This is a genomic window from Methanosarcina mangrovi (assembly GCF_052057765.1).
In the GTDB taxonomy this organism is placed as follows: Archaea; Halobacteriota; Methanosarcinia; order Methanosarcinales; family Methanosarcinaceae; genus Methanosarcina.
In genome coordinates this window covers 2,896,751-2,920,659 of record NZ_CP195120.1, presented here as the reverse complement: position 1 = coordinate 2,920,659, position 23,909 = coordinate 2,896,751, and the positions used below count along the sequence as shown (strand labels likewise).

Annotated in this window: 17 protein-coding genes; 7 read left to right on the top strand and 10 right to left on the bottom strand. The window is 43.5% G+C overall.

Annotated features, from left to right (window positions below):
* Nucleotides 1-135 precede the first annotated feature (135 nt).
* Entirely contained in the window at nucleotides 136-3,132 is a 2,997-nt protein-coding gene (locus tag ACSAZL_RS13005) for a PAS domain S-box protein (RefSeq protein ID WP_440945070.1), read from the top strand.
* Nucleotides 3,133-3,403: 271 nt separating this feature from the next.
* On the top strand, nucleotides 3,404-6,346 hold the full coding sequence (locus ACSAZL_RS13000; RefSeq protein WP_440945069.1) for a PAS domain S-box protein: 2,943 nt from the start codon (nucleotides 3,404-3,406) through the stop codon (nucleotides 6,344-6,346).
* A gap of 110 nt (nucleotides 6,347-6,456) precedes the next feature.
* On the opposite strand, the gene ACSAZL_RS12995 is transcribed toward ACSAZL_RS13000, so the two are convergent.
* The 3 genes from ACSAZL_RS12995 to ACSAZL_RS12985 form a co-directional block, all read right to left on the bottom strand.
* Nucleotides 6,457-6,972: a hypothetical protein gene (locus ACSAZL_RS12995; protein WP_440945068.1), complete on the bottom strand. Its 516-nt coding sequence runs from the start codon at nucleotides 6,970-6,972 to the stop codon at nucleotides 6,457-6,459.
* Between the two features lie 226 nt (nucleotides 6,973-7,198).
* Nucleotides 7,199-7,819: a Fe-only nitrogenase accessory protein AnfO gene (gene anfO, locus ACSAZL_RS12990; RefSeq protein ID WP_440945067.1), complete on the bottom strand. Its 621-nt coding sequence runs from the start codon at nucleotides 7,817-7,819 to the stop codon at nucleotides 7,199-7,201.
* 473 nt (nucleotides 7,820-8,292) lie between these two features.
* Nucleotides 8,293-8,655, bottom strand: a complete 363-nt coding sequence (locus ACSAZL_RS12985) for an MTH938/NDUFAF3 family protein (RefSeq protein WP_440945066.1) — start codon at nucleotides 8,653-8,655, stop codon at nucleotides 8,293-8,295.
* Nucleotides 8,656-9,058: 403 nt separating this feature from the next.
* Here ACSAZL_RS12985 and amrS point away from each other — a divergent pair, with 403 nt between their 5' ends.
* The 4 genes from amrS (at nucleotide 9,059) to ACSAZL_RS12965 (ending at nucleotide 13,294) form a co-directional block, all read left to right on the top strand.
* Nucleotides 9,059-10,087 (top strand): AmmeMemoRadiSam system radical SAM enzyme, encoded by a 1,029-nt coding sequence (gene amrS / locus ACSAZL_RS12980; protein WP_440945065.1) that lies wholly within the window; start codon nucleotides 9,059-9,061, stop codon nucleotides 10,085-10,087.
* A 943-nt stretch (nucleotides 10,088-11,030) separates the two neighbouring features.
* Complete coding sequence (locus ACSAZL_RS12975) at nucleotides 11,031-11,795, top strand: nucleotide-binding protein (protein ID WP_440945064.1); 765 nt, start codon at nucleotides 11,031-11,033, stop codon at nucleotides 11,793-11,795.
* Between the two features lie 230 nt (nucleotides 11,796-12,025).
* A complete protein-coding gene (locus ACSAZL_RS12970; protein ID WP_440945063.1) occupies nucleotides 12,026-12,805 on the top strand; it encodes an ABC transporter ATP-binding protein in 780 nt (259 codons plus the stop codon).
* Between the two features lie 303 nt (nucleotides 12,806-13,108).
* Complete coding sequence (locus ACSAZL_RS12965) at nucleotides 13,109-13,294, top strand: hypothetical protein (RefSeq protein WP_440945062.1); 186 nt, start codon at nucleotides 13,109-13,111, stop codon at nucleotides 13,292-13,294.
* A 636-nt stretch (nucleotides 13,295-13,930) separates the two neighbouring features.
* On the opposite strand, the gene ACSAZL_RS12960 is transcribed toward ACSAZL_RS12965, so the two are convergent.
* From ACSAZL_RS12960 to ACSAZL_RS12930, 7 genes are all read right to left on the bottom strand, one after another.
* On the bottom strand, nucleotides 13,931-14,689 hold the full coding sequence (locus ACSAZL_RS12960; RefSeq protein WP_440945061.1) for a class I SAM-dependent methyltransferase: 759 nt from the start codon (nucleotides 14,687-14,689) through the stop codon (nucleotides 13,931-13,933).
* 11 nt (nucleotides 14,690-14,700) lie between these two features.
* The gene (locus tag ACSAZL_RS12955; protein WP_440945060.1) at nucleotides 14,701-16,317 is read right to left on the bottom strand and encodes a nickel ABC transporter substrate-binding protein; all 1,617 of its coding nucleotides are present in this window, start codon (nucleotides 16,315-16,317) and stop codon (nucleotides 14,701-14,703) included.
* Nucleotides 16,318-16,343: 26 nt separating this feature from the next.
* Nucleotides 16,344-17,309, bottom strand: coding sequence for an ABC transporter ATP-binding protein (locus tag ACSAZL_RS12950; protein ID WP_440945059.1), 966 nt, complete (start codon nucleotides 17,307-17,309; stop codon nucleotides 16,344-16,346).
* A gap of 11 nt (nucleotides 17,310-17,320) precedes the next feature.
* Nucleotides 17,321-18,133, bottom strand: a complete 813-nt coding sequence (nikD, locus tag ACSAZL_RS12945) for a nickel import ATP-binding protein NikD (RefSeq protein ID WP_440945058.1) — start codon at nucleotides 18,131-18,133, stop codon at nucleotides 17,321-17,323.
* Nucleotides 18,117-18,986 (bottom strand): nickel ABC transporter permease subunit NikC, encoded by an 870-nt coding sequence (gene nikC, locus ACSAZL_RS12940; RefSeq protein ID WP_440945057.1) that lies wholly within the window; start codon nucleotides 18,984-18,986, stop codon nucleotides 18,117-18,119. The genes nikD and nikC overlap by 17 nt, the downstream gene beginning before the upstream one ends.
* A 12-nt stretch (nucleotides 18,987-18,998) precedes the next feature.
* On the bottom strand, nucleotides 18,999-19,928 hold the full coding sequence (nikB, locus tag ACSAZL_RS12935; RefSeq protein ID WP_440945056.1) for a nickel ABC transporter permease: 930 nt from the start codon (nucleotides 19,926-19,928) through the stop codon (nucleotides 18,999-19,001).
* 266 nt (nucleotides 19,929-20,194) lie between these two features.
* Nucleotides 20,195-20,944 carry a class I SAM-dependent methyltransferase gene (locus ACSAZL_RS12930; protein WP_440945055.1) on the bottom strand — a complete coding sequence of 250 codons (750 nt, stop codon included), beginning with the start codon at nucleotides 20,942-20,944 and terminating at the stop codon, nucleotides 20,195-20,197.
* A gap of 1,411 nt (nucleotides 20,945-22,355) precedes the next feature.
* Here ACSAZL_RS12930 and ACSAZL_RS12925 point away from each other — a divergent pair.
* On the top strand, nucleotides 22,356-23,906 hold the full coding sequence (locus ACSAZL_RS12925; protein WP_440945054.1) for an ABC transporter substrate-binding protein: 1,551 nt from the start codon (nucleotides 22,356-22,358) through the stop codon (nucleotides 23,904-23,906).
* Nucleotides 23,907-23,909: the final 3 nt, after the last annotated feature.

The following is a 23,909-nucleotide window of genomic DNA, read 5'->3' as shown; positions in this document are numbered from 1 at the left end:
TTACCATTGTGTGCACCATTTGATATAGTTTTCAGATACGAAATAAACGAGATTATTATCCTATACTTAAGATCAATGAGCTATATCTTTAGATAAGTGACAATTTGTCTATAATACCCACGTTTATCCAAAAAAATGGTGATTAATATCTGCAATACCGAGTACAAGCAAGGGGATCATAGAATACGCAGGTACAATAGTGTTCTTGAAGGGATTAACCGGATCTTCAGCATTGTAATCCAGACAAAGACCGAAGAAGAGCTGGGAAAAGAGTGTTTATCTGTAGCCGTAGACTTGACCGGTAGCCGGATCGGTTTTATTGGTGAAGTGGGTGCTGATGGGATATTACATGGCACTGCAATAGGCGATACGGAATGGACTCAGTGCAAAATGTACGATAAGGCAGGACACCGTTGTTCTCCAGGAAACTTCATACTGCACGACCTTTATGGACGTATTGTTGACAGTGAAACAGGTTTTTTTACCAACGAACCGCTGTCTCATCCTGACAGTATCGGTCTCCCGCAAGGCAATCCACCGCTCACATCATTTCTTGGCGTGCCTCTTATTCTGGATGGAAAAACTGTGGGCATGATTTCTGTCGCAAATCGTGGAGGCGGTTATAGCTACGAGCAACAGGAGGACCTGGAAGCAATCGCACTTGCTGTAGCACAGGCTTTGTATAGAAAAAAGGAGGAACAAGAGCTAGAACGGGCTGAAGAGGCTTTGCGAGCCAGTGAAGAAAGGCTGCGCCTCCTGAGCGATAACCTGCCGGACAGCGCGCTTTATCAGTATGCCCGTGAGCCCGACGGAAGTGTCCGCTTTCTGTACTGTAGCGCAGGCATAGAGCGGCTCAACGGCGTAAGTTCCCGGGATGTACTGCGTGATCCCGACACGCTGTGCAGGCAAATCCCGCAGACGTATTCAGAACGGCTCTTCGAAGCCGAGGCGCGCAGCGCCCGCGAGCTGTCGGACTTCGATATGGAAATACTTATGTCGCGGCCCGACGGCCAGATGCGCTGGATGAGACTGCACTCTCATCCTCGCCGGCTTCCCGACGGCCGAAATATCTGGGACGGTGTGCAAACAGACATCACCGAACGCAAACGGGCCGAAGAAGCTCTTAAAAAAGTGCATGAAGATCTTGAAGAAAAAATTAAAGAACGCACAGCAGAGCTTGAAAAATCCTATAATTCGTTGAAGGAAAGTGAAAGGAGGCTCTCTGAAGCTCAAAAAATGGCTCATCTTGGAAGCTGGGATCGAGATATTGCAGCTGATGAAATATACTGGTCTGATGAAGCTTATCGTATTTATGGTCTTAGTCCTCAAGAATTCAAGATAACTTACAAAATATTTTTAAGTTGTGTGCACCCCGATGATCGGGACTATGTGGATAATACTGTTAAAAAAGCTCTGGACGGAAAACCGTACAGTATTGATTTTAGAATAATTTCAGCTGACGGGCTAGAGCGCATAGTTCATTCACAGGGCGAAGTTACTTTTGATGAGCGGAATAACCCGGTTCGAGCAAAGGGAACGGTTCAGGACATTACAGAACGTAAAAAAGCAGAAGAAAAGATTCAGAGTCTGGCAAAAATAGTGGAATCTTCAAATGATGCTATTATAACCGAATCCCTTGATGGTATTATTACAAGCTGGAACAAAGGGGCGGAGCGAATTTATGGTTATTCGGCTGAGGAAATTCTTGGGAAGCCGATTTCTGCGCTTGAACCGTCCATATTAGCTGGAGAAAAAAAAGAGTTAGTTGAACTGGTTAAACAGGGAGAAGTGATCCAGCAATATGAAACTTTACGGTTAAGAAAGGACGGCGAGATAATAAATGTTTCAATAACTATTTCTCCGGTTTTTGATATGTATGGAAAACTCACTGCTATTTCGGTTATTTACAGAGATATAACCGAAAGAAAAAGAGCAGAAGAAAAACTTCGGGAAAGTGAGGAAAAATATCGCAACATCGTAGAGACAGCAAATGAAGGCATACTCATAATCAATGATAAGGCCGTAATCACTTATGCAAATAAGAAAATAACGGATATGCTTGGGTACATTCTGGAAGAGGGTATTGGCAGACCTATATGGGACTTCATCAGTGAAGAAAGTAAAGCTCTCGCCAAACTGAACCTGGAAAGGAGGCAGCAGGGCATCAATGGGAGCTACGAATTGAAATTAATACGTAAAGATGGCTTACCCTTGTGGGTACTCATAAATGCTAAATCGCTTTTTGATATGGATGGCAGGTTTATGGGTTCTCTGAGCATGCTCACTGACATCACCAAGCGAAAAAAAGCTGAAAGAACCCTCGAAAATATCGAGATTGTCCGCCAGAAGGAAATTCATCACAGGATCAAGAATAACCTGCAGGTGATTTCTTCCCTCCTTGACCTTCAGGCTGAAAAATTCAACAATAAAAAGGATATTGGGGATTCGGAAGTCCTGAAAGCCTTCAGAGAGAGCCAGGACAGGGTGGCGTCTATTGCCCTGATCCACGAGGAACTGCACGAAGAGGGTGGAAGAACCACCGATACACTGAATTTCCCACTATACCTGCAGAGACTTGTCGAAAATCTTTTCCGGACCTACAATCTTGGAAACGTCGATATCAGTTTAAACCTGGACTTGAAAGAGAACATCTTCTTTGATATGGATACTGCGGTTCCGTTAGGGATAATTGTTAACGAAATCGTTTCAAATTCCTTAAAACATGCATTTTCAGGCAGGAACAAGGGAACAATTCAAATTAAGCTCTTTAGTGAAGAAGCCGGAAATGAGCCGAACAGGAAAGAGGAACTTGCTAAAGAGAAATTTAGTATGGAGAAGCTTGGCAAAGAAGAACTTACTAAAAAAGAACTTATTAAAGAAAATATTAAAGAAAAAATTACCAAAAAGGAGCCTACCGGGAAAAGTACTGGATACACTCTTGTCGTTTCAGATGATGGGGCTGGCATTCCCGAAGAAATCGATTTTAAGTGCCCGAAAACCCTTGGTCTGCAGCTTGTAAATATTCTGGTGGATCAATTGGACGGTAAAATAGAGCTGAAAAGAGAGCACGGAACCGAATTTATCGTAAGGTTCAGTGTGGAAGAAAAGGATGCCAAGTATAAAGGAAGTTAAGTAAAATTTTTCTTAACATTATATTTATTGGGCTGTTTCTCCCAACATATATTGGTTTCTGTTGCTTCTATCTGAGTTTTTTAGATTCTTGTTTCTGATACAAATATATACTACATATTAAAATAACCTTCAGAGTATCGTTTCAGAAATCGATTTATGATCAACTCCATAAAAATATTAGGAAAAAAGAATTAATAATTGCCGGGAAATCAGATAAAAGGAAATTTAATGGAAGTACCAATGCTCTACTTAAAAGCAGATTTAGGGGATTATGACTACTTCTGAACGCCTGAGCGCCGACGAACTGGAAATTCGAGTACAGGAACGGACTGCCGAACTGGAGAAAGTCAATCGAGCTTTACGCACCGAGATTCTCGAACGCAAGCGTGTGGAAAATGAGCTAATTAAACTTAAGGAGAAACTCGAAGTTGAAGTTAGAAACACAAAAATTCTTCACGGATTGAGCACACAGTATATCGAAGGCAGCGATTCCGATTCTCTTTTCCAGAATATCGTTGAGGCTGCGATTGCAATAACAAAAGCGGACAAAGGAAACATACAGATCCTCGATCCGTCAACAGGAAAACTGAAAATTGCAGCCCAGAGGGGTTTTGACCTTCCTTTTTTAGAATTTTTTGAGTTTGTGGACGCAGGAGATGCAGCAGCGTGCGGAATTGCAATGGAGCGATTGGAACGTGTGATCGTAGAGGATATCACTCTTAGTCCTATTTTCCTCGGGAACGATGCCTTGGGCGTGCTATTGAATGAAGACGTAAGAGCCGTCCAATCCACACCTATGGTCAGCCGATCAGGCCAGTTGCTAGGCATCGTCTCTACTCATTTCAGCCGGATTCACACACCAGCTAAACAAGAACTGATATTGATCGACATCCTGGCTCGGCAGGTTGCTGACATTATTGAACGCAGGCGAGCCGAGGAGGCGCTATGTGTAGGAGAGGAGCTGTTGAACTTTGCGCTTGAAACCAGCCATACCGGCGCGTGGGATCTTGATCTGGTGGATCACACCGCCAATCGGTCTCTCGAGCATGACCGCATCTTCGGTTACGAGCAACTACTCCCGCAGTGGACTTATGAGATGTTTCTCGAGCACGTACTGCCTGAGGATCGCGCAATGGTAGACGAGAAGTTCCACGAGGCGATGACTGCGTGCAGCGACTGGAATTTTGAGTGCCGCATACGGCGCGCGGACGGAGAGGTTAGGTGGATCTGGGCGTCCGGGCGGCACCGCATGGATGCCACCGGAAACGTGCGCAGGATGTCGGGCATCGTCCAGGATATTACCGAGCGCAAGCAGGCAGAGGAAGCGTTAAAGCATAGTGAAAAGCAGTACCGGACTCTCGGTGACACGATCCCCTACGGCGTCTGGCTGACCGATGCCGCAGGTTACTGTACCTTTGTAAGTACTTCGTTCCTTGAACTGGTGAACATGTCGATGGAGCAAGTTCAAAAGTTTGGCTGGCTTCATCTGCTTCCGCCTGAGGACGTACAGCCAACTATAGACCACTGGCTCCATTGTGTTCAAACCGGTGAAGACTTTGAGCGAGAGCACCGTTTCCGGGCAAAAGACGGCACCTACCGAAACGTATTAGCCATAGGCAGACCGATCAAGGACGAAGAAGGGCAAATAGCTGAATGGGTAGGCTTCAATCTGGACATCACAGAGCGAAAACAAATGGAAGATGCCCTTAAAAGAGCACGTGACAGCCTGGAAGCAAAGGTCAAAGAACGTACGGCAGAGCTTGAAAATGCTTATAATTCATTGAAGGAAAGTGAAAGGAGCCTTGCTGAAGCTCAAAAAATGGCACATCTTGGAAACTGGAATTGGGACATTGTAAGTGATAAAATATACTGTTCTGATGAGTTTTATCGTATTCTTGGAATTTCCCCTCTAAAGTCTTTATCTCACAATGATACTTTAAGTATTGTACATCCAGACGATAAAGACTGTTTAGCTAATGCCATTAAAGAAGCTTTAAACGGAAAGCCCTACAACATTGACTACCGGATTATTTTAGATAATGGGGAAGAACGCATAGTCCATTCACAAGCCGAAGTTATTTTTGATGAGAAGAGTATTCCTGTTCAAATAAGAGGAATAGTTCAGGACATTACTGAGCGTAAAAGAGCAGAAGAGAAAATTAAGACACTGGCGGATGCTGTGGAATCTTCAGATGATGCTATTATAACCGAATCCTTTGATGGTATTATTACAAGCTGGAATAAGGCTGCCGAGCAGATTTACGGTTATTCGGCCGAGGAAATTCTGGGAAAAAGTGTATCAATACTTGAACCGGATGATATTAAAGGAGAAATAAAACAGTTAATTGAGAAAGTTCAGCAGGGAGATAAGATTCAGCACCATGAAACCTTAAGGTTAAAAAAGGACGGCACAATTATAAATGTTTCAATAACTCTCTCTCCGATTTTCAACACGTATAGAAAGCTTGTAGCTATTTCAGCTATTGTACGGGATATTACCGATAGGAAAAAAGCAGAAAATACCCTTTTGAAAATCGAAACAGCCCGCAAAAAAGAAATCCATCACAGGATCAAAAATAACCTTCAGGTTATCTCGTCCCTTCTTGATCTCCAGGCCGGAAAGTTCAACAACAGAGAATATGTGAAAGATTCGGAAATTCTTGAAGCCTTCAGGGAAAGCCAGGATAGAGTAATATCGATCGCTCTTATCCATGAGGAGCTTCACGAGGCTGAAGGAACCGATACTCTCGATTTTTCTCCTTATCTTGAAAAACTCCTTGGAAACCTTTTCCATATTTATAGACTTGGAAATGTCGATATCAGCCTGAAAACGGACCTTGAAGAGAATATTTTCTTTGATATGGATATTGCAGTCCCGTTAGGGATGGTTGTTAATGAGCTTGTTTCCAATTCTTTAAAGTACGCGTTTCCATATAAGAAAACGGGAGAAATCCAAATCAAACTCTTTAGTGAAGAGTCTGGAAATGAGCCGGATATTAAAAAGGAGCTTCCCGGAAAAAGTACTGGATACACTCTTGTCATTTCAGATGATGGAGCCGGTATTCCCGAAGAAATCGATTTTGAGTGCCCGGAAACCCTTGGTCTGCAGCTTGTAAACATTCTGGTGGATCAATTGGACGGTAAAATAGAGCTGAGAAGAGAGCACGGAACCGAATTTATCGTAAGGTTCAGTGTGGAAGAAAAAAAGAATTAATAAGAAGGATTTCGAAGATAACAGCGCTGGAGGGAAACTTCCAGGCTGTTTCAGAAGTTTCATAGGTTATCTCAGAAGTTTCACAGGTTATCTCGATATTCCAATTTTCATCATGAAATACGTTTTCCTGAAATATACGATCTCATTTTCATTAAAATTTCCGTTCCGTGTCTGCGTAATTCTTTGACATTTTCCTGATATACAACAGCTGCTGGCACCAGCAGTAATGGGATAGTTGCTGCAGCTTTAGCTCCTTCCGAAACGGGCAAAGCGGCTAAAAAACTCGTTCCGGTAACACCATAAATCGGAACTATAGGAAACAGCATACCCAGACCGAACGCTCTTCGGAAATGAATTCCCAATTTTGCAGCCAGAAAACCATTGGACCCTATGACCAGACCAATGCCGATACTGGGCCCTATAGTCTGAAACGGATTATATGATGGTCCGATATAAAGTCCAAAATCTATGCCGGAAAAGGAAAAAAGACCATTGAATTGGTTCCTTTCCTCGTTGGAGTTACCCCCAAGACCTGATACAACTATACCTATGTCAAGCTGCAGAGGTCCTCTTCCCGTTTCCCTTCCACCCATTATAGCCATTATGTAATTACTTTCCCTGATCAATAATATAATTTACCCATTCTCATTTACCAATTCTCCGATTTTACCAGACAAGCTTCGTTACGGGAAAATCTGCTCGACAAGAACAGGTAAAGCCAGGAAACCAGGTCCAAATCTCGATTCAAGAATTGATATGCTTTTGGACTCTTCGATGGCGAGTTAAATCAAATCCGTGATCATACGATGTTCAGTACCTGCCATTCAGGACAGTTCCCGCCTTTCATGGGGTTTACTTGCATACTATCCTGACAGTCTTTCTATTCCTCGATTCGTTCACAGTTTCGTAATCGAAACCCATGGCACCCAAATCCGTGACAAACCACTTCGGCATATGACCGCAAACGACATCCAGCCTGTTGAATTCCCCGTTTTTCAGATAGGGGATCAGAATTTTCTTTGAAGTCAACTCCGGATTTTTAAACATGATATCTTCTATATTAATCGAAAAATCACCTTTGTTCTCACCGGGTTCCAGATACTCCATAATATCGAATTTGCGGGGTTCTTCCTGTCGCTTTTCAAGTGCCTCAAGCATGTCTTCTTTGATCGAATCAAGGACGTCCAGCACGTTACTGTCCACAAGGAATATATCAAAACCTGCTGCCTGAAAAGTGCCGGATGCAATCCCCGGGATTTCACTTGCAACCACTACTTTTACATCACCAAGCTGCTTTATGGTATCCCCCACAGCCATGCGCACGGCGGCCATACCTCTCGCGTTGCAAACTTTATTTTCGAAACGGTTCAGGACCTTCCATTCCCCACCGTCTTCCTCGTATACCGCAATGAATCCCGGTTCAAATATTGAACTCGTTTGCTGGTTATCGTTTTCCACAACTGCAATTTTCAAGGCGCTTCCTCCTTTAGATTTACTATTCGTAATGATTTCAGGCTGTGATCAAAACAATTGATTGCCGTCGGAAAATTGATTGCCGTCGGAAATATCTGCTCAATTTCTGTAAATGCTGTGGAATTAGTTCTGCAATTGAAGGAATATAGTGTTTACGGCAGTGAATATATCCAGTAGCTTGCTGTGAGGGTGAGCTGGCGAAAGTTTGATTTGAACTCTCAAAAATTGGGTCTGGTAATCGATTCAAAAAATTCACCCGGAATATGAAATAGGGATTTTCTTGTTTGAGCTGGTGGAGATAGGTGTTCGAAATGCAAGAAAAGCAGGCTTTTTAATATTCGAGAAGGTAAGCCTGCTCTCATAATTGCCTTCTAAGACTTTGACAGGAGAAAACATTCATATAGCCGATGCGATACGAATTGAGGAGCCATAACTCACATTTACAAAATTCGTTAAGTTCTGGGAAACATAATTTAGCAGGTCACATGGAACATTGCAATGACCCTGCCTTTGTCTTTGTTCCAGAGTTTAATTGCTTCAGGGGTTGGAAGGAGTTTAACCTTGCAGTCTTTTTTCCTGAAATATTTCTTCGCTTTTTTCGAAAGCTCTACATAGCCGGTTTGCCCGGCTCCAATAATGAGCTTCTCTGCTCCTTTTTCATAGATATATTTCGCTTCGGCAAGTGAGATTTTATGAGATGTCCCGTAGAGTTTTTTCGAGAGCTTCTTCCTGCGTTTTTCGACCTGTCCGCCCAGACGGATGAGAATGTCGTTTTCGAACATCTTTCTTTTAACCGTAATCGAACCGAAATTTGTGGAATTAATTTTTGGCTTCATGATGACCTCTCCCTTTCAGTAACCTTCATTTCAGTACCCCCAACCTTTCAGAACTCATTTTCAGTAACCTTTTTTTCAGTAACCTTTTTTTCAGCAACCTTTTTTTCAGTAACCTTTTTTAAATAACCCCTGTTAATTAACCACTCTTTCAGGTTTTTTGCATTTCAGGAGGTATTTGCTTACTCTTCCCGGTCTGTTTTCATTTTTTTATATACATTTTCCATCGCTATTTTCATTAATCATTCCACTCAATTCTTATATAGGCCGGGAGGGTTTATAATAAGAATTCAGTTTGATTCCGTTGCTTTCAATTGATTCCTTGTTTTCAGTTCGATTCTGTTACTTTCAATTTGAATATGAGTTAATAGGCAATGGGATTTCTTTACAAAATCGGGGTCAGTTAATGATTCATGAAGCCATGTTTTATGAAAAACTCGGGGACAACAGGGTTCTCTGCAACCTCTGTGCCCACCGCTGCAAAATCAATCCCGGCAAAAGGGGCATCTGCAGGGTCCGGGAAAACTGCGAGGGTTCCCTCTTTTCCCTGGTCTACGGAGCTGTTGCAAGTGAGGCAGTGGCGCATATCGAAATAAAGCCTCTTTACCACTATTATCCCGGCTCTCTTGCCTATTCCGTGGGCACCGTAGGCTGCAACTTCAGGTGCAGGCACTGCCAGAACCGGATGCTTTCCCAGACAGTCCCTGAAGATGCTTTCCTGGAAACTCTCAGCCCCGCCCAGCTGGTCCTGCAGGCTAAAATGGCGGGCTGCCAGTCGGTTTCATGGACTTATAACGAGCCCACCGTCTGGTACGAGTATAATTACGACGGGGCAAAACTTGCAAAGGAAGCAGGTCTCGGGACAAGTTATGTGACCAACGGCTACATCACTCCCGAAGCTCTTGAAAAGATTGCCCCTTGTCTGGATGCTTTCAGTGTGGATATAAAGGCATTTTCCGAAGAATTCTACCGGGATGTTTGCAGTGCAAAACTGGCTCATGTACTCGAAACCACCCTGCTTGCAAAACAACTTGGAATCCATGTGGAGGTCGTAAACCTGATAATTCATACTCGCAACGACTCTCCCGACGAACTCCGGGAACTTTCGAAGTGGGTCTACAAAAATCTGGGGAAAGATACTCCTCTTCACTTCAACCGCTTCCACCCCCATTACGAGATGAAGGACCTTCCTCCGACCCCTGTAAAGACCCTTGACTTTGCACGCTCGATTGCAATTGAGGAAGGGATGCGTTTTGTATATGTGGGCAATGTCCCCGGACACCTCCATGAAAATACTTACTGTCCGGAATGCGGGAGCCTGTTAATTGCAAGGGGGTTTTTTGAGGTCCAGGAGTACAACATAAGCCCTCAAAAGACCTGCCCGAAGTGCGGAGAAACCATTCTTATCGTAGGGGAATATGCAGGTGGCGAGTAATTGCAGGTAAGAGTAATCCTGGCATACCTGACCGTCAGAGCGTTTCGCTTCCCGGATTTTACTTCCCGGATTTTACTTCCCGGATTTTACTTCCCGGATTTTACTTCCCGGATTTTACTTCCCGGATTTTACTTCCCGGATTTTACTTCCCGGATTTTACTTCCCGGATTTTACTTCCCGGATTTTACTTCCCGGATTTTACTTCCCGGATTTTACTTCCCGGATTTTACTTCCCGAATTTTACTTCCCGAATTTCGCTTCGCTCAAGCAGACTAATTTATGGATTTTAGCAATAAGCTTCACTCAAAAGGATTAGTTTAACAATTATCAATTGTTCGACGCAGGAGGATGGTCTTTCCCGTAAAAAAGAAGAGAAAAGCCAGGAATTAAGAGCGACATATAAGAGATTAAAAGAGCTAGAAAGACCGCTACTCATTTCTTTTTTGAAGGGCCTCCAGATAGGCTGGCGGGTGAGTTCCATATTTAGTTCTATATTTACCAGTAAATTGAAAATGGGTTTCCCGGGTTAAGAGAATTATTCCTTTGAGCAGGAAATATTCTTCAGTATACCGTTTCTCTCAATTGCAGGGTTGGTTTATTGATTGTCTTTCTCTCTGACTGACCGACGTCCGTCAGACCTGTGCAGCGCAGGAGAGAAAAACTAAGAGATTTCCTCCGGGATTCCGGAAATGATCAACCGATTAATCAGAGGACACGTATTTTTGAGGAGGGGGAATATTTCGAAAGTTTTATCAATCTTGAATCTTTTTTCTTATTTGAGCATATAAATTTTAAAAATATTAATAACAAATGTTAATTAGTTTAACTTAAGTTTTAATTGGTGTTTAATTAATTGGATGTTGTAGACAAAATTAATTGGATGTGTATGCAAAATTGGAAGCTTTCTTTATTGAAACAACAATGTTCGAAGAGAGGTGAAAAAATGAAAGTTCTTGTATGCGGAAAAGGTGGAAGCGGTAAAAGTACGATTACTGCCCTGCTTGCAAAGGAAATGGCAAGAAAGGGGTATAATGTGCTTGTGGTGGACAGCGATGAGTCGAACTTCGGGCTGCACAGGCAGCTTGGGGTTGGAATGCCGGAAGATTTCATGAATTACCTGGGAGGAAAAAAGGCCTTGGGAGAAAAAATGATGAAGGCTTTTCAGAGTGGGGAAGCTGCAAGCATTTTTGACGAGAAATGGGGGATACATGAAATTCCTGAGGCGTACACGGTGTCGAATGGAAACATAAAAATGATGGCTGTGGGAAAAATCCATGATTTCGGGGAGGGCTGTGCCTGTCCCATGGGTGCGCTGGCTAAACACCTGCTGAAAAACATTGAAACCACGTCCGAAGACCTGGTGCTTGTGGATACCGAAGCGGGTATCGAACATTTCGGGAGAGGGGTTGAGGAAGGCTGCGACCTCGTATTGATGGTCCTTGACCCGTCTTATGAGTCCATACGGCTTTCCGAGAAAATAAGACAGCTTGCAGAAAAAGCTGGAAAACCCCTGTATTTTATTCTCAATCGTGCGGATAAAATCGGGACTCATTTTATGCTGGAAACCGTGGACAAAACTCATGTCCTGGCTTCAGTGCCATCGGATATGGACGTTTTCCGGGCAGGGTTTGCAGGAGAGGAGCTGAAAGTAGAACTCCCGGAAATAGAGTCCATTGCTGATTTTCTGGTTTCGGGGGAATGGGCCTGAAATCCTGATTTCTGCCGATGTCCCGGGTATAAACATCATAAGGCCCATGATTGTCCCTGCCGGTATCGCCTGTTCATTACTGAGAGCCCCTTTTTTCATGTATCCGATCCTGAAAAGGAAAAGAAGTGAATTCTGGTGATCCAGAAGACGGGAGAAGGCATGGAAAGGAACGGAAAGAAAAGAGCGGAAAGAGGGTGTGAAAAGAAGGAATGGAGAAAGGAGATGCCAAGATGGTAAAGTTGCAGGTAAAAGACGTAGTATTCGGGTATACGGGTACTCATATCCTGAAGGACATTTGCCTTGAGATTCGGGCTTCGAGTTTGGTCAGTGTTGTGGGGCCGAATGGGGCGGGGAAGTCCACACTTTTGAAATGCATTGATAGGATCCTGAATGTAAAAACCGGGAAGATCGCCGTTGACGGAAAGGATATAAAGCAGATGGACCGGCTGGAGGTTGCAAAAAATCTGGCTTATGTCCCCCAGAGTTCGAACAGGGTATTCCCGACTACCGTTTTTGAGACCGTGATGATGGGGAGACGCCCTCACCTCAGCTGGTTCGATAGCAAAAAAGATGAAGAAAAGGTCTGGGAAGTCCTGGAACTTCTGGGAATCGAAGACCTGGCACTCTCCATTTTCAATGAACTGTCGGGGGGGCAGCAGCAGAAGGCTCTGATTGCAAGAGCCCTTGTTCAGGAGACCGGAGTAATTCTCCTGGATGAGCCTACCAGTAACCTGGATATCTGGCACCAGCTGGATGTCATGGAAACGGTAAGGAAACTTGTACGGGAAAAGCGGGTAACAGCAATCATGGCAGTCCATGACCTGAACCTTGCTTCCAGATATTCGGACAGCATAATCATGATGCAGCAGGGAAAAATCATTGCTGCGGGTTCCCCTGGTTCGGTACTTACCTCAGAGAACATAGCAGAGGTCTATGGGGTTGAAGCCCGCATAAGCACACATGCCGAAGTCCCTTATGTCGTGCCTCTGAGGCAGCTTGAAATTGCCTGAGTGAGCTGGCTTGTGATGGAGCCTTTTCAGACTGGAAACTCAGGTTTGAGATTGAGAGCTTTGATGCTTGAGGCTCAGTGTCAGCTTTACACTCAGTCCTTCAATTTTATTTCCTCCCCTTCCCGTTTTTAAGCTATTCCTGGAGTATACGGTTACTGCTACATGACCGATAGCTGGTTTTGTTTCGAAATCAACTTAAGTTGATTTAATCGCAAATCTATTTTTTAAAAAGATACATATAGAAGATTCCACCAGTTAATATATAGTATAATATTAACCCAATTTTACTGGAGATGAATCGAAATGACCATCTGGGAATACGATGTTAAAGAGATTAGGTTCAGTGAGTGGTCAAAAGCAAAGGAAGATCTTAACAGCCTGGGAATTGAAGGTTGGGAGCTGATCAGGTTTTCAAACGAGATCGATGAAAACGGTATGATCACAGCGGTTTTCAAAAGACCCGTCGATTACGTTGATGCAGCTTTCTAAAACCCTTTTTTTCTGATTTATCTCTCTTGTTTTTGTTTTCTTCTTTGTAATAATTTCGGTCGTCCACTATTAGATGGCTGATATCCCTTGTTTATCCTCCCTAGTTGGCCCGCCCTGGTTTTGCTTTGGGATCCGAAGAAATTGAAAATTTCCTGGAAGGTGAACTGCAAGTGCAACAGCACAGAGTCTTTTTTTGTCCTGCTTTGTTTTGCTCAGGAGGACCAATGAACAATTCTCGGTTCTTTGCGGGGGAAAGAGGTTCTTCCAGAAGAATAAGTAACCAAAAATATAAGCTGAAAGCTAAAATTACTACATCTGTCTTCGGTTAAGTTGATGAATTGTGACAAATTGCCTCTATTTCCGCAACAGTTATCAAATATTTTTAGAAAATTGTAAAATGGAACAGGGCATCGCTTTCATGCAAACAGGCTAAAATTTAAGGCCGGCTTCTAATGCAAAGTAGATAGCTTTCAGGCAAGAAAATTCCTTAACCGATGACCAATGACGGGGCTTTTAATAACGACCTGACTCGTGGTATCTTAAGAATCTCCTGTATAAATCCTCCAAAATACTCAAAGCAGTCGGCCTTAGTCTGTATTTTCCGTAGAATCTGTATTTCCGTAATTATTAGCTCACTTACTTGTAGGCAATTACACGGAATTTTTTTCCCTGATACCCGTATCTCCAGAATTCGAGACGGAATGGACTGTTGCGGAAAGAATCTTTTGTCACCTCAACTTTTGAAAAACCTGCCTTCAGCAACAGTTCCCGATCATATTGCGGTCGCCTGTACCGAATCATCGGCAGTTGCTCGAATCCGTTGCCTGCGGAACTGTGATGTTGTTTTTTCCGGTGTTTCTCTTCCATACAGAGATTAATCAGGTCTGAGGCCAATTTCAATACGTAGTAACGCAAAGACGACTGATCCCGCCTGTAATCGCCATCATAAATGACGATTTTACCACCCGGTTTCAACAGATTTTTCCACCTGAGGAAAGCGCCCTCAGGGTCATAGAGGGTCCAGACAACATCACGCGATACTATGGCGTCAAGGCTGTCTTCCTCCTCTTCATCCAAAAGCACGGCGTCACCTTTATACACTTTTGCATTTAAAGCCTCGTTTTTGATATGGGTGCCGGCACGCTTTACCATTCCCTCAGCGCCATCAACAGCTGTCACATTATGTTTTAACCTGGCAAGCATAACTGTAAAAAATCCCGGTCCGCATCCGACATCAAGTACATGTAACGGTTTCTCACCAAGCACCTGCCGAAGTTCGTCCTGCCAATGCTTTATGTCTTTTTTATTGCGTAGCTGTTTTTGAATCCCCCGGTCATAACCCCCGGCATCGGCAGACCAGGCTGTTTCGATACGTTCAAACAAGGTTTCCTGCATGCTTTGACCTCTTACTTTGCTATAGTGAGCATCTGCCACTCTATGCCTTCATAGTTCGTCGGTGCAACTGTCACGTTTTGCAAGCGGGCATTATATGCATACTGTTTATCGGGATAGCACAGAGGAACAACAAACGCTTCGTCGCTGATCAGCTTAAATATCTGATCATACTTTGCCTGACGTGTTGTCTCATCCTGTGTTTTAATGACCTCGCCAAGATATTTATTTAGCTGCGGGTCATACCAGCACACGGAAGTGCTGCCCTCGGCCTGATAAAACATGGAACGCAAAAAGCCGTGCGGATTCCATGAATCTTCATATGTGCGGTAAATAATCATGTCAAAATCCCGGTTTTTCCAGATCGCGTCATAGTAGGCCGAAGTGTCCCGTTGTTCAAGCTGGATATCAATTCCTACCTCTCTGGCAGCTGCCTGCAGGTATTCGCACATAGATTTCCAGCTTGCATATTCCTCAGATTGGAAAACAAGCTTGAGAGACAGCGATACCCCGTCTTTTTCAACAATGCCGTCCCCATTACTGTCCGTATATCCCGATTCGGCCAGCAGTTCTCTGGCTTTTTCCGGCTTATAGGAGTAACCCTCGCTGTTTTCTTCAGTAACATACGGTACCGTCTCAGGTAAAATGCCTTTTGCGGCAACTCCGTCACCTCCAAGTATATTTTCCACGATACTGTCTTTGTCTATTGCGTAATTTAACGCAAGACGAACATTTTTATCCTGCAGAGCTTCATTTTCCTGATTTAGCATGAGGAAAAATCCCATGGTCCCTTCAGCAGTTTCAACGGCAAGATTTTTTGAGGACTCGATGATTGATTTGCTTTCTGCGGGCAAATCGGCAAGAGAAAGGTCAGCTTCTCCGGCCTGAAGTGCCATAATTCTTGATTCGCCGTCAGTAACTTTTCTGATGGTTATCTTTTTAATATCCGGTTTCGTTCCGTAGTAATACGGGTTGGGCACCATGACCACTTCTTCTTCGGGGACATAACTCTCCACCATCCACTCTCCCGTACCGATCATTTTTATAAAGTTGCCGTTTGCATCAAACGAATTCTCAGATGCGATGCGGAAAGGCCGGGGATAAGTCAGTTCGATTAATACGGGGTAGCTGTTTTCCTTAAATGTCAGCCTGACAGTGTAGTCGTCTAATTTCTCCACGTTTGTAAGCGGTGTGGAAAATCTTGTGGGGTCCCAGCGCTTTGCACTGCTTACCACACTGTCTGCGTTAAAACCGGTACCATCGGAAAATTTGACATCTTTACGCAAGTAGAAAGTATACTGTGTTCCATCATCGCTGATATTCCAGCTCTCTGCAAGCTCCGGCTCAATCACACCGCCATTTCCGTATTTGACCAGTGGTTCGTATACCATTTCATAAAGGCACATTTCCGTGCTGGATTCTAGCGGACTGGCATCTTCCGGATTCAGCTTACCGGAAACCATAATTGTAATGGAATCGGTCTGATTACTGACAGCTGTGGCAGGAGTAGCTGAAGAAACAGACGTGTCTTTCGGCGCATTGTTTGACGCTTGATTTGAGATGCATCCGCTCAGTAACAGCACCAGTGAGAGTGCTGACACGATAATTGCCCAGATATATTTTTTCTTCATTTTTCCTTCTCCTTTTTCATAATGGTTTATACGATGTGACATGCTACAAAATGACCGCTTGCGACCTCTTTTAGCAATGGCTCTTCATTTCTGCAACGTTCCGTACAGTAAGGACAGCGTGGAAAGAACCGACAACAGTGTCTTGAATCCGGTATAACTGTTGTATCGATTATGCTCTCCATCGTGCATTTTTTTCTTTCCGAAGGCACCTTTGCCGGTATACACGAAAGCAGCAGGCTGGTGTACGGGTGAAGTGCATCTTGCATCGATTTTTTCTTTAAATCGATTTGCTCCATTATCTTACCCGCATACATAATGACCATCATATCGCAGACATAAGGCACGCAGTTAAGGTCGTGGGTGATAAACAGGTAGGTTAAACCAAATTTATTTCGTAAATCATTAAGTAAAGTCAGAATTTGTTTGCGCAATGAATAATCAAGGCTGGAAACGGGTTCGTCGCAAACAACAAACTCCGGGTGAAGAACAAGTGCGCGTGCAATATTGGCACGCTGGCGCTGTCCTCCGCTCAACTCCTTTGGATTTCGCTGCGCGTATAAGGCGTCCAGCCCCACCTGTTCCAATATTGTCTCAATTTTTTCTAAGCATTCTGTTTTTGATACTCGCTCGCTGTTTTTAATGACCTCGGCAATACTTTCGCCTACGGTATAGGAAGTATCAAAAACGCTGTTGCTATTTTGAAAGATCATCTGGATATTACGTCGTAGTGGACGCATTTTTCTAAGGGAAATATTTGATATTGACCGTCCCCGGAAAAGTACATGTCCTTCCGTCGGCGTTTCCAGTCCGGCCATCATCCTACCAAGTGTGCTTTTTCCACTTCCGCTTTCCCCGATAAGGCCTACCGAACATCCCCTCTGTATTTTGAGAGACACACCGTTTACGGCAGACACCTGCTCTCGCTTTTTCATAAACAAACTTTGTTTTTCGTAGCATTTTCGTATGTTTTGGGTTTCCACCAATACTTCCATGGCCAAACCTCTTAGAGCGCCGCCGCCAGTAATTTGCGTGTATACATATTTTGCGGATTATAGAATATGTCGTCTACAGTGCCTCTTTCCACAATATGTCCGTCTTTCATGATACACACCTCGTCTGCTATTTCTGCGACGACTCCCAGGTCGTGCGTGATAAGTAGAATTGCAGTTCCGTCTCTCTTTTTCATCGAATCCAGTTGATGCAGGATTTGAGCCTGAACCGTTACATCAAGAGCGGTCGTTGGTTCATCTGCAATGAGAAGCGGTGGGTGGAAAACACTGGCGATGGCAATCATAACTCGTTGACACATCCCTCCGCTCAGCATAAAAGGGTATTTTTTCATCAATTCTTCCGGCTGCGGCAGGCTGACCGCCAGAAGTTGGTTAAGTGCAATGGCACGAGCTTGCTTTTTTGTTATTTTTTTATGTATAAGGATCGTCTCAACCAGCTGCTCTCCAATAGTTAATAACGGATTCAGTGAATCAATCGGATCCTGAAAAATAATGCCGGCATAGTTCGATATGTAAGACCGCATATCTTTTCTAGGTATAGAGAGCACATCCGTCCCTGCCAAGTAAATCTCACCACTTGAAATGACAGCATTTTTATCCTGAATACCCATTACCGCAAGTGCGACAGTGGATTTTCCACTGCCGCTTTCCCCAACGAGTGCGGTGATTTTTCCCATTCTTGCAACGAGGTTCAAGTCTACCACGGCGTGGATGTTTTGATCCGGCATAACGTAGTCTAGAGAAAGGCCCCGGATATCTAATGCCGCGTTTTCACCCTGAGCTCCCTGTTCAGTCCTGTATTGCATTTTTCAGTCCTTCCCCCAGAAAATTAAATGCCATGACTGTAAAGAGAATTGCAATCCCCGGATAAATCATCAACTGCGGCTGTGTCTGCATAAATTCTTTGCTGTCGCTGAGCATAATACCCCACTCGGGCGTAGGCGGCTGTGCACCCAGGCCAATAAAAGAAAACGACGCGATAGCCAGTATAATCGAACCGATTTCAAGTGTGGCCATCACAATAATCGGGGAGGCGATATTGCGAAGTATATGCCGAAAAATAATCTGGCTGTGAGTACAGGCGGCTGCTTTTGCTGCAAGCATAAAATCCTGCTGCTTTATCTGCATCGCCATACCACGTATTATTCTTGCATAAGGTGCCCACCACACACTGGCCATGGCGATAATCATATTTTTCACACTGGGTCCCAGCATACCGGCGATGGCTAATGCTATCAGAAAAGTCGGAAGTGATAGAAATATGTCGGTAACCCGCATAATAACCGTGTCCATGCGACCGCCTGCATACCCGGAAAGGAGCCCTATCGGAGTACTAATTGCCATCATAAGGCCCAGCACGCACAGGCTATATATCAGTGACATCCGGGCGCCCCAAATCAGACGGGATGCAATGCATCGCCCCAGATTGTCGGTGCCAAGCCAATATAACGAGCCTGGACCTTTGAAACGCATTGACATATTTACCTTAAGAGGGTCATTTGGCGCGATTACGGATGCAGCTATGGCAACGAAGATAATCAAAGCAACTATTAAAAGACCGAAAACTGCTGCTTTTTGCGTAAGTATAAGATTTTTAATGCCATCGGACGAACGAAACCATGCATTCGATCTCTTTATTGCTTGAGTCTTGACCTGCATCCTTTGTTCCTCTCATTCATATCTAAGGCGCGGATCAATGATGCCGCATACAATATCTACCGCCAGGTTAATTAGCACCATCAAAACAGCCATAAACAGCACATATCCCTGGACTACCGGGTAGTCTTTGAGTTTGACCGATTCGAGTGCCAGGTTTCCAAGTCCGTTCCATGAAAATATCGATTCAATAATGGCAGATCCGGCTAACAAAGAGCCGAATCCGATTCCAAGCTTGTTGATTACAGGTAGCGTTGCGTTTTTTAGAGCATGTTTTGTTATAATTTTATATTCGCTAACGCCTTTTGCCCTGGCTGCACGGATATATCTTTTGTTCAGTACTTCCTCCATATTTGTACGAATAAGTCGGACATAAATCCCCCCACTGCATATAGACATTGTAAGAGCAGGTATTATTGGAAATTTCATCGAACTTCCACCAAGCACCGATATTAGTCCGAGCCGGGCGCCGAAAATATACAGTAAAATTAGTCCCAACCAGAATTCGGGCATCGATACACTCCAAAAACAGTATATCATGGAAACCTTGTCGATCCACGAACCGGAAAACACCGCTGATAAAATCCCGAGAGTAAATGAAATTATAATTAAAAACAATAGTGCGAGAAGTGCCAGCTGTAATGTTTTAGGAAAATATCGAACGATCTCCTCTACTACCGGCCTGTCAGTTGAATAAGAAAAGCCCAAATCACCCCTCAACGCATCTTTAAGCCAGCTGACGTATCGGACGAGCACCGGCCTGTCAAATCCCATTTCGACTCGTACTTCCTCAATCTGCTCATATGTTGGCCTGTCATATTTCTTCTCAGCTAGCGTACGTGCAGTGTCGCCGGAAGACATGCTGCCAAGGAGAAAAGTTATTAATGAAACAACCAGCAGTACAGGAATTAGTGTGAATAACCGTTCGCTTATGTTTTTAAGCATTACTTCCCCTCCAGTGGCCTATGATGTTACTCACCGTTTGAACCATCTCTTATTTTTACAACTGTGGTTCAATAAGGATCCTGTAAAAGCCGAGCTGCTTTATTATTCGTCGAGGTGCCGACTTATACAATGCGGACATTTTTAAAAACCGCACGTTGTTGGCAAAAGCCCAACTGTTACTTTGCTTGCTACATCTTTTTTGAATCCGCGCAGGAACCTTACAGGTCGTAAATGTTTTGCCATGAAAAGCAAACTGGGGTATCCCTTTATTTTTCTCCTCCTACCAAAAATGGAGGATGCATACTGTTTCTGTCCTGCTGCTCTTCATTTAGTACCCGTTCACCTACTGAGGTATCCGCAAATACCTTTGAAAATCCGAGGTTAAGCATTATATCCAGATCCCACTGCGGTCTGGCTTTGTCACTCATAAACAGCTTCCGGCTGAGTGCATCATCTTCGGCTTGATTCTTGTGCTGGTGCATTGGGTGCCCGTATTTCATGAGAATTTCTTTTTCCTTTTTCTCATAGGCTATTTTCAGATTCTCATCAAACCGGTACAGATACCAGCAAGCGTCGAAGACAAGAATCCTCCCACCCGGTCTCAGGACTCGGTACCATTCTTTATATGCTCCGGCGGGGTCATCAAGTGTCCACGTGAGATTACGGCAAACTAACAGATCAAAACTATTATCCGGGAATTTCAAATTCTGACAATCCATAGTCCTCAAATTTGCATTAACACCTTCACGTGCAAGGTTAAAACGTGCAAATTCGATCATATTTTCGCTTAAGTCTATACCGGTAACATTATGCCCGTCCTGAGATAAGACGATTGGAAAAAATCCCGGCCCTGTACCAATATCCAGTATATCCAGACAATCTCTGGAAGGGGCATATTCCAGTACCAAATCAGACCATGCCTTTCTCTCAAATCCGTTTAGCTCATCTTCAATTGCTTCGCTGTAACCTTGTGCCTCGCCTTCCCAATAATTTTTAATGCGAGTGTTTAAATTCATTTTTCTGTCCCTCTAACGTATACCATTTGTTTGACTAACTTCATGATATTCTGGATATGATTACTATTTTCGGACAACTTGGCTAAATTCTTCAATTTTTTCATTTAACTATTATTCAATTTTTCGAACAATTTTCTCAATATTTTAACCACCATTAAATAACGAGCGGATTATTTATTAAAAATATTATATTTATTATTAATTCTTATTACTAATTACTTTTAATGTAAGCAAATATGATATAAATATTGCTATTGATATTAATTAATAGGTTATTTCAAAATGTTTTTTAGCAGATGTATTTGAAAATTGTATCCTCTTCTGATTGTACGGGTAAAAGTAAATTTCATGTATTTGCTGAAAATTTAAAAATTTAGCAAAGTATGAGAAACAACCTAAGGAGGCGTGTTCTACGATATTACTGTATGATTAAATTATTACATATTTCTCGAGTCGGAAAATTCTTCCTTGATATAACGAACCCTGGAACAGACTGAATGTAAAATCAGAATGTTGGGCTCTCATCTCAATTTTGTTTGATATTTTGCTGATTTTCAGAACTTACAAAGAAACAACTGTCTATTTTTTTACAAAAGTTGGATTTTCTTGATTCTGATTTTTTTTAGTCGAATTCATAACTTCTAAAAATTCATGGGCAGCTGGCTATGTAGCTCTATTCAATATTTATGAGAATTGAGATGAAAAAATATATAATTCTTTTTTTGGCTCACAATTATTATCCGTTCCGATAAAAAAGTAGTTGTATAACTTTTTTAGAAAATTATGGTCCTAATTTTCCTCTAATTTCTGAATAAACAATAAATTAACCGAATTTCTAAAATAGGGTATGTCCTGACACTATTTAATAAGAATATAATGCGCTGCTTATTATCAGCGCTACTTTCCAAATACAAATTTAATTTTTTCCCATGTTTCTTCGATTAAGTGAGGAATCGTGATAAGTTGCCCCAATCTTTCACAACAGTTTTTTAAATATTTTAATAAACTGTGAAATGGAACAGGACATCGATTTCATGTAAACAGGCCAAAATTTAAGGCAACTTTTAATGAAAAATCGATAGCTTCAAGCATGAGAATTTTTTACCGATGACCATTGAAGCTTGTATTAACACAATATTCCCTGGTGTAACACCTTCAGTTAACAGCGTTTACCGGTCTTGTTATATGATAAATTTTTTATCATATCAAATGTTATAATTTTTTAGAAAAATACTAATTGAAGGGTAAATGATAGGAATTAGCGGGTTGAAATAAACGATCTGCAACATTTGGCTTGAACACAGATAACCGGGGCATCTGAAGTCCTTTTAATGGCTCGAATTTCTCCGGTTTTTTGGATTTTCCCCACAAAAATTGAGGATTGTCTATGAATCGGAGTTTTAAATTTATTTTGATCATTTCTATGCTGCTTGTTGTAATCGGAGCAAGCGCCTGTATAGATGAAGAAACAGAAGGGACTGCAGAAGGTGCAGAGTCCGGAGAAGGTTCTCAGGATCTTGTGGTGGGCGTAGGTACGGATGTCAGCAGCTGGTACCTTGATATGTTCGCAGCGGGAGACGCACGTTTTGTCTGGGCTCAGGTCTATGAAACCCTTGTCCGGCTTGATTCGGATCTGAACGTTATCCCCGGGCTTTCAGAGTCCTGGGAAAGTCCAGATGGCGGCAAAACCTGGATCTTCCACCTGCGTGAAAATGTGACTTTCCATGACGGGACTCCTTTTAATGCGGATTCGGTTGTTTTCTCTTACTCCAACCAGTCCTATGTAAGGCAGGCAGTTTTAAGACCGGTCCAGAGTGTGGAAGCTCTTGACGACCATACTGTGCAATTCGTCCTGGCAAAACCCATGCCTCTGCCTTTTTATCTGACCCACATAGCCTGGCCTGTAATGGGTCCGGGCTGCCTTGATGCCGAAGGGAATTTTGTCAAACCCGTCGGGACCGGACCGTTCAAGTTTGAATCGCAGGCAGAGGACCAGGAAATAGTGCTCACAAAAAACGAAGCTTATTGGGGAGAAAAGCCGCTGCTTGATAAGGTTACTTTCAAAGTAATCCCTGAAGCAGCTACGCGGGTAATTGCCTTTGAGACCGGGGAGGTGGACATGATCATCAAGGTTCCCGAGTACGATGTAGAAAGGCTCGAAGCCGAAGAGGGAATCCGGATCCACAGGAAGCTTACGACCTTTACGGACTTCCTGCAGTTCAACTGCGACAAGTCCCCCTTCGATGATACGAGTGTGCGCCAGAGTGTTGCCTATGCAATCGATACCGAGACTCTCGTAAACGAAGTGCTCGAAGGCATCGGGGAACCGGCAGGCGGAAGGCCCTATTCCCCTGTAATGATGTACTCAGATCCTGAACTTGAGACATATTCCCCGGATCTTGATAAGGCAAAGGCTCTCCTTGAGGAAGCCGGATGGATAGATTCTGATGGAGACGGGATTGCAGAAAAGGACGGAGAACCCCTGCATGTGACCCTTATTGTAAGTAAAGGGGTCTGGGCATCCAGGCATAACCCTATGGCTCAGGTTGTGCAGGGCGCTCTTCGGGAAGTCGGAATGGATGTGGAAATCCGGGTGCTTGATGACGGAGCCATAAGCAAACTCGAAAGCGCAGGGGACTTTGATATGATACTCAGGAGCGGTTATTTCGTCTGGGGACCCTACCCGAGGCATTTCTTCGTGCACCATTCCGGAGGCCCCTATTCGCATTACAACAATGAGACCTACGACCGGCTTGTCGATGAAGCCGATATGACCCTTGATCCGCAGGAGCAGGAAGAACTCTATCATTCCCTGCAGGCCTTTGTGATAGAAGAAGTTCCGGCTTTTTACCTTGTACATGAGGAAAAGGTCGTTGCAACCGGCCCTGCGGTAAACGGGTATGTCATAAGTTCTGAAGATCCCTGGTTGAACCTTTCAGGGGTCTACCTGGAAAGAACGTAAGGT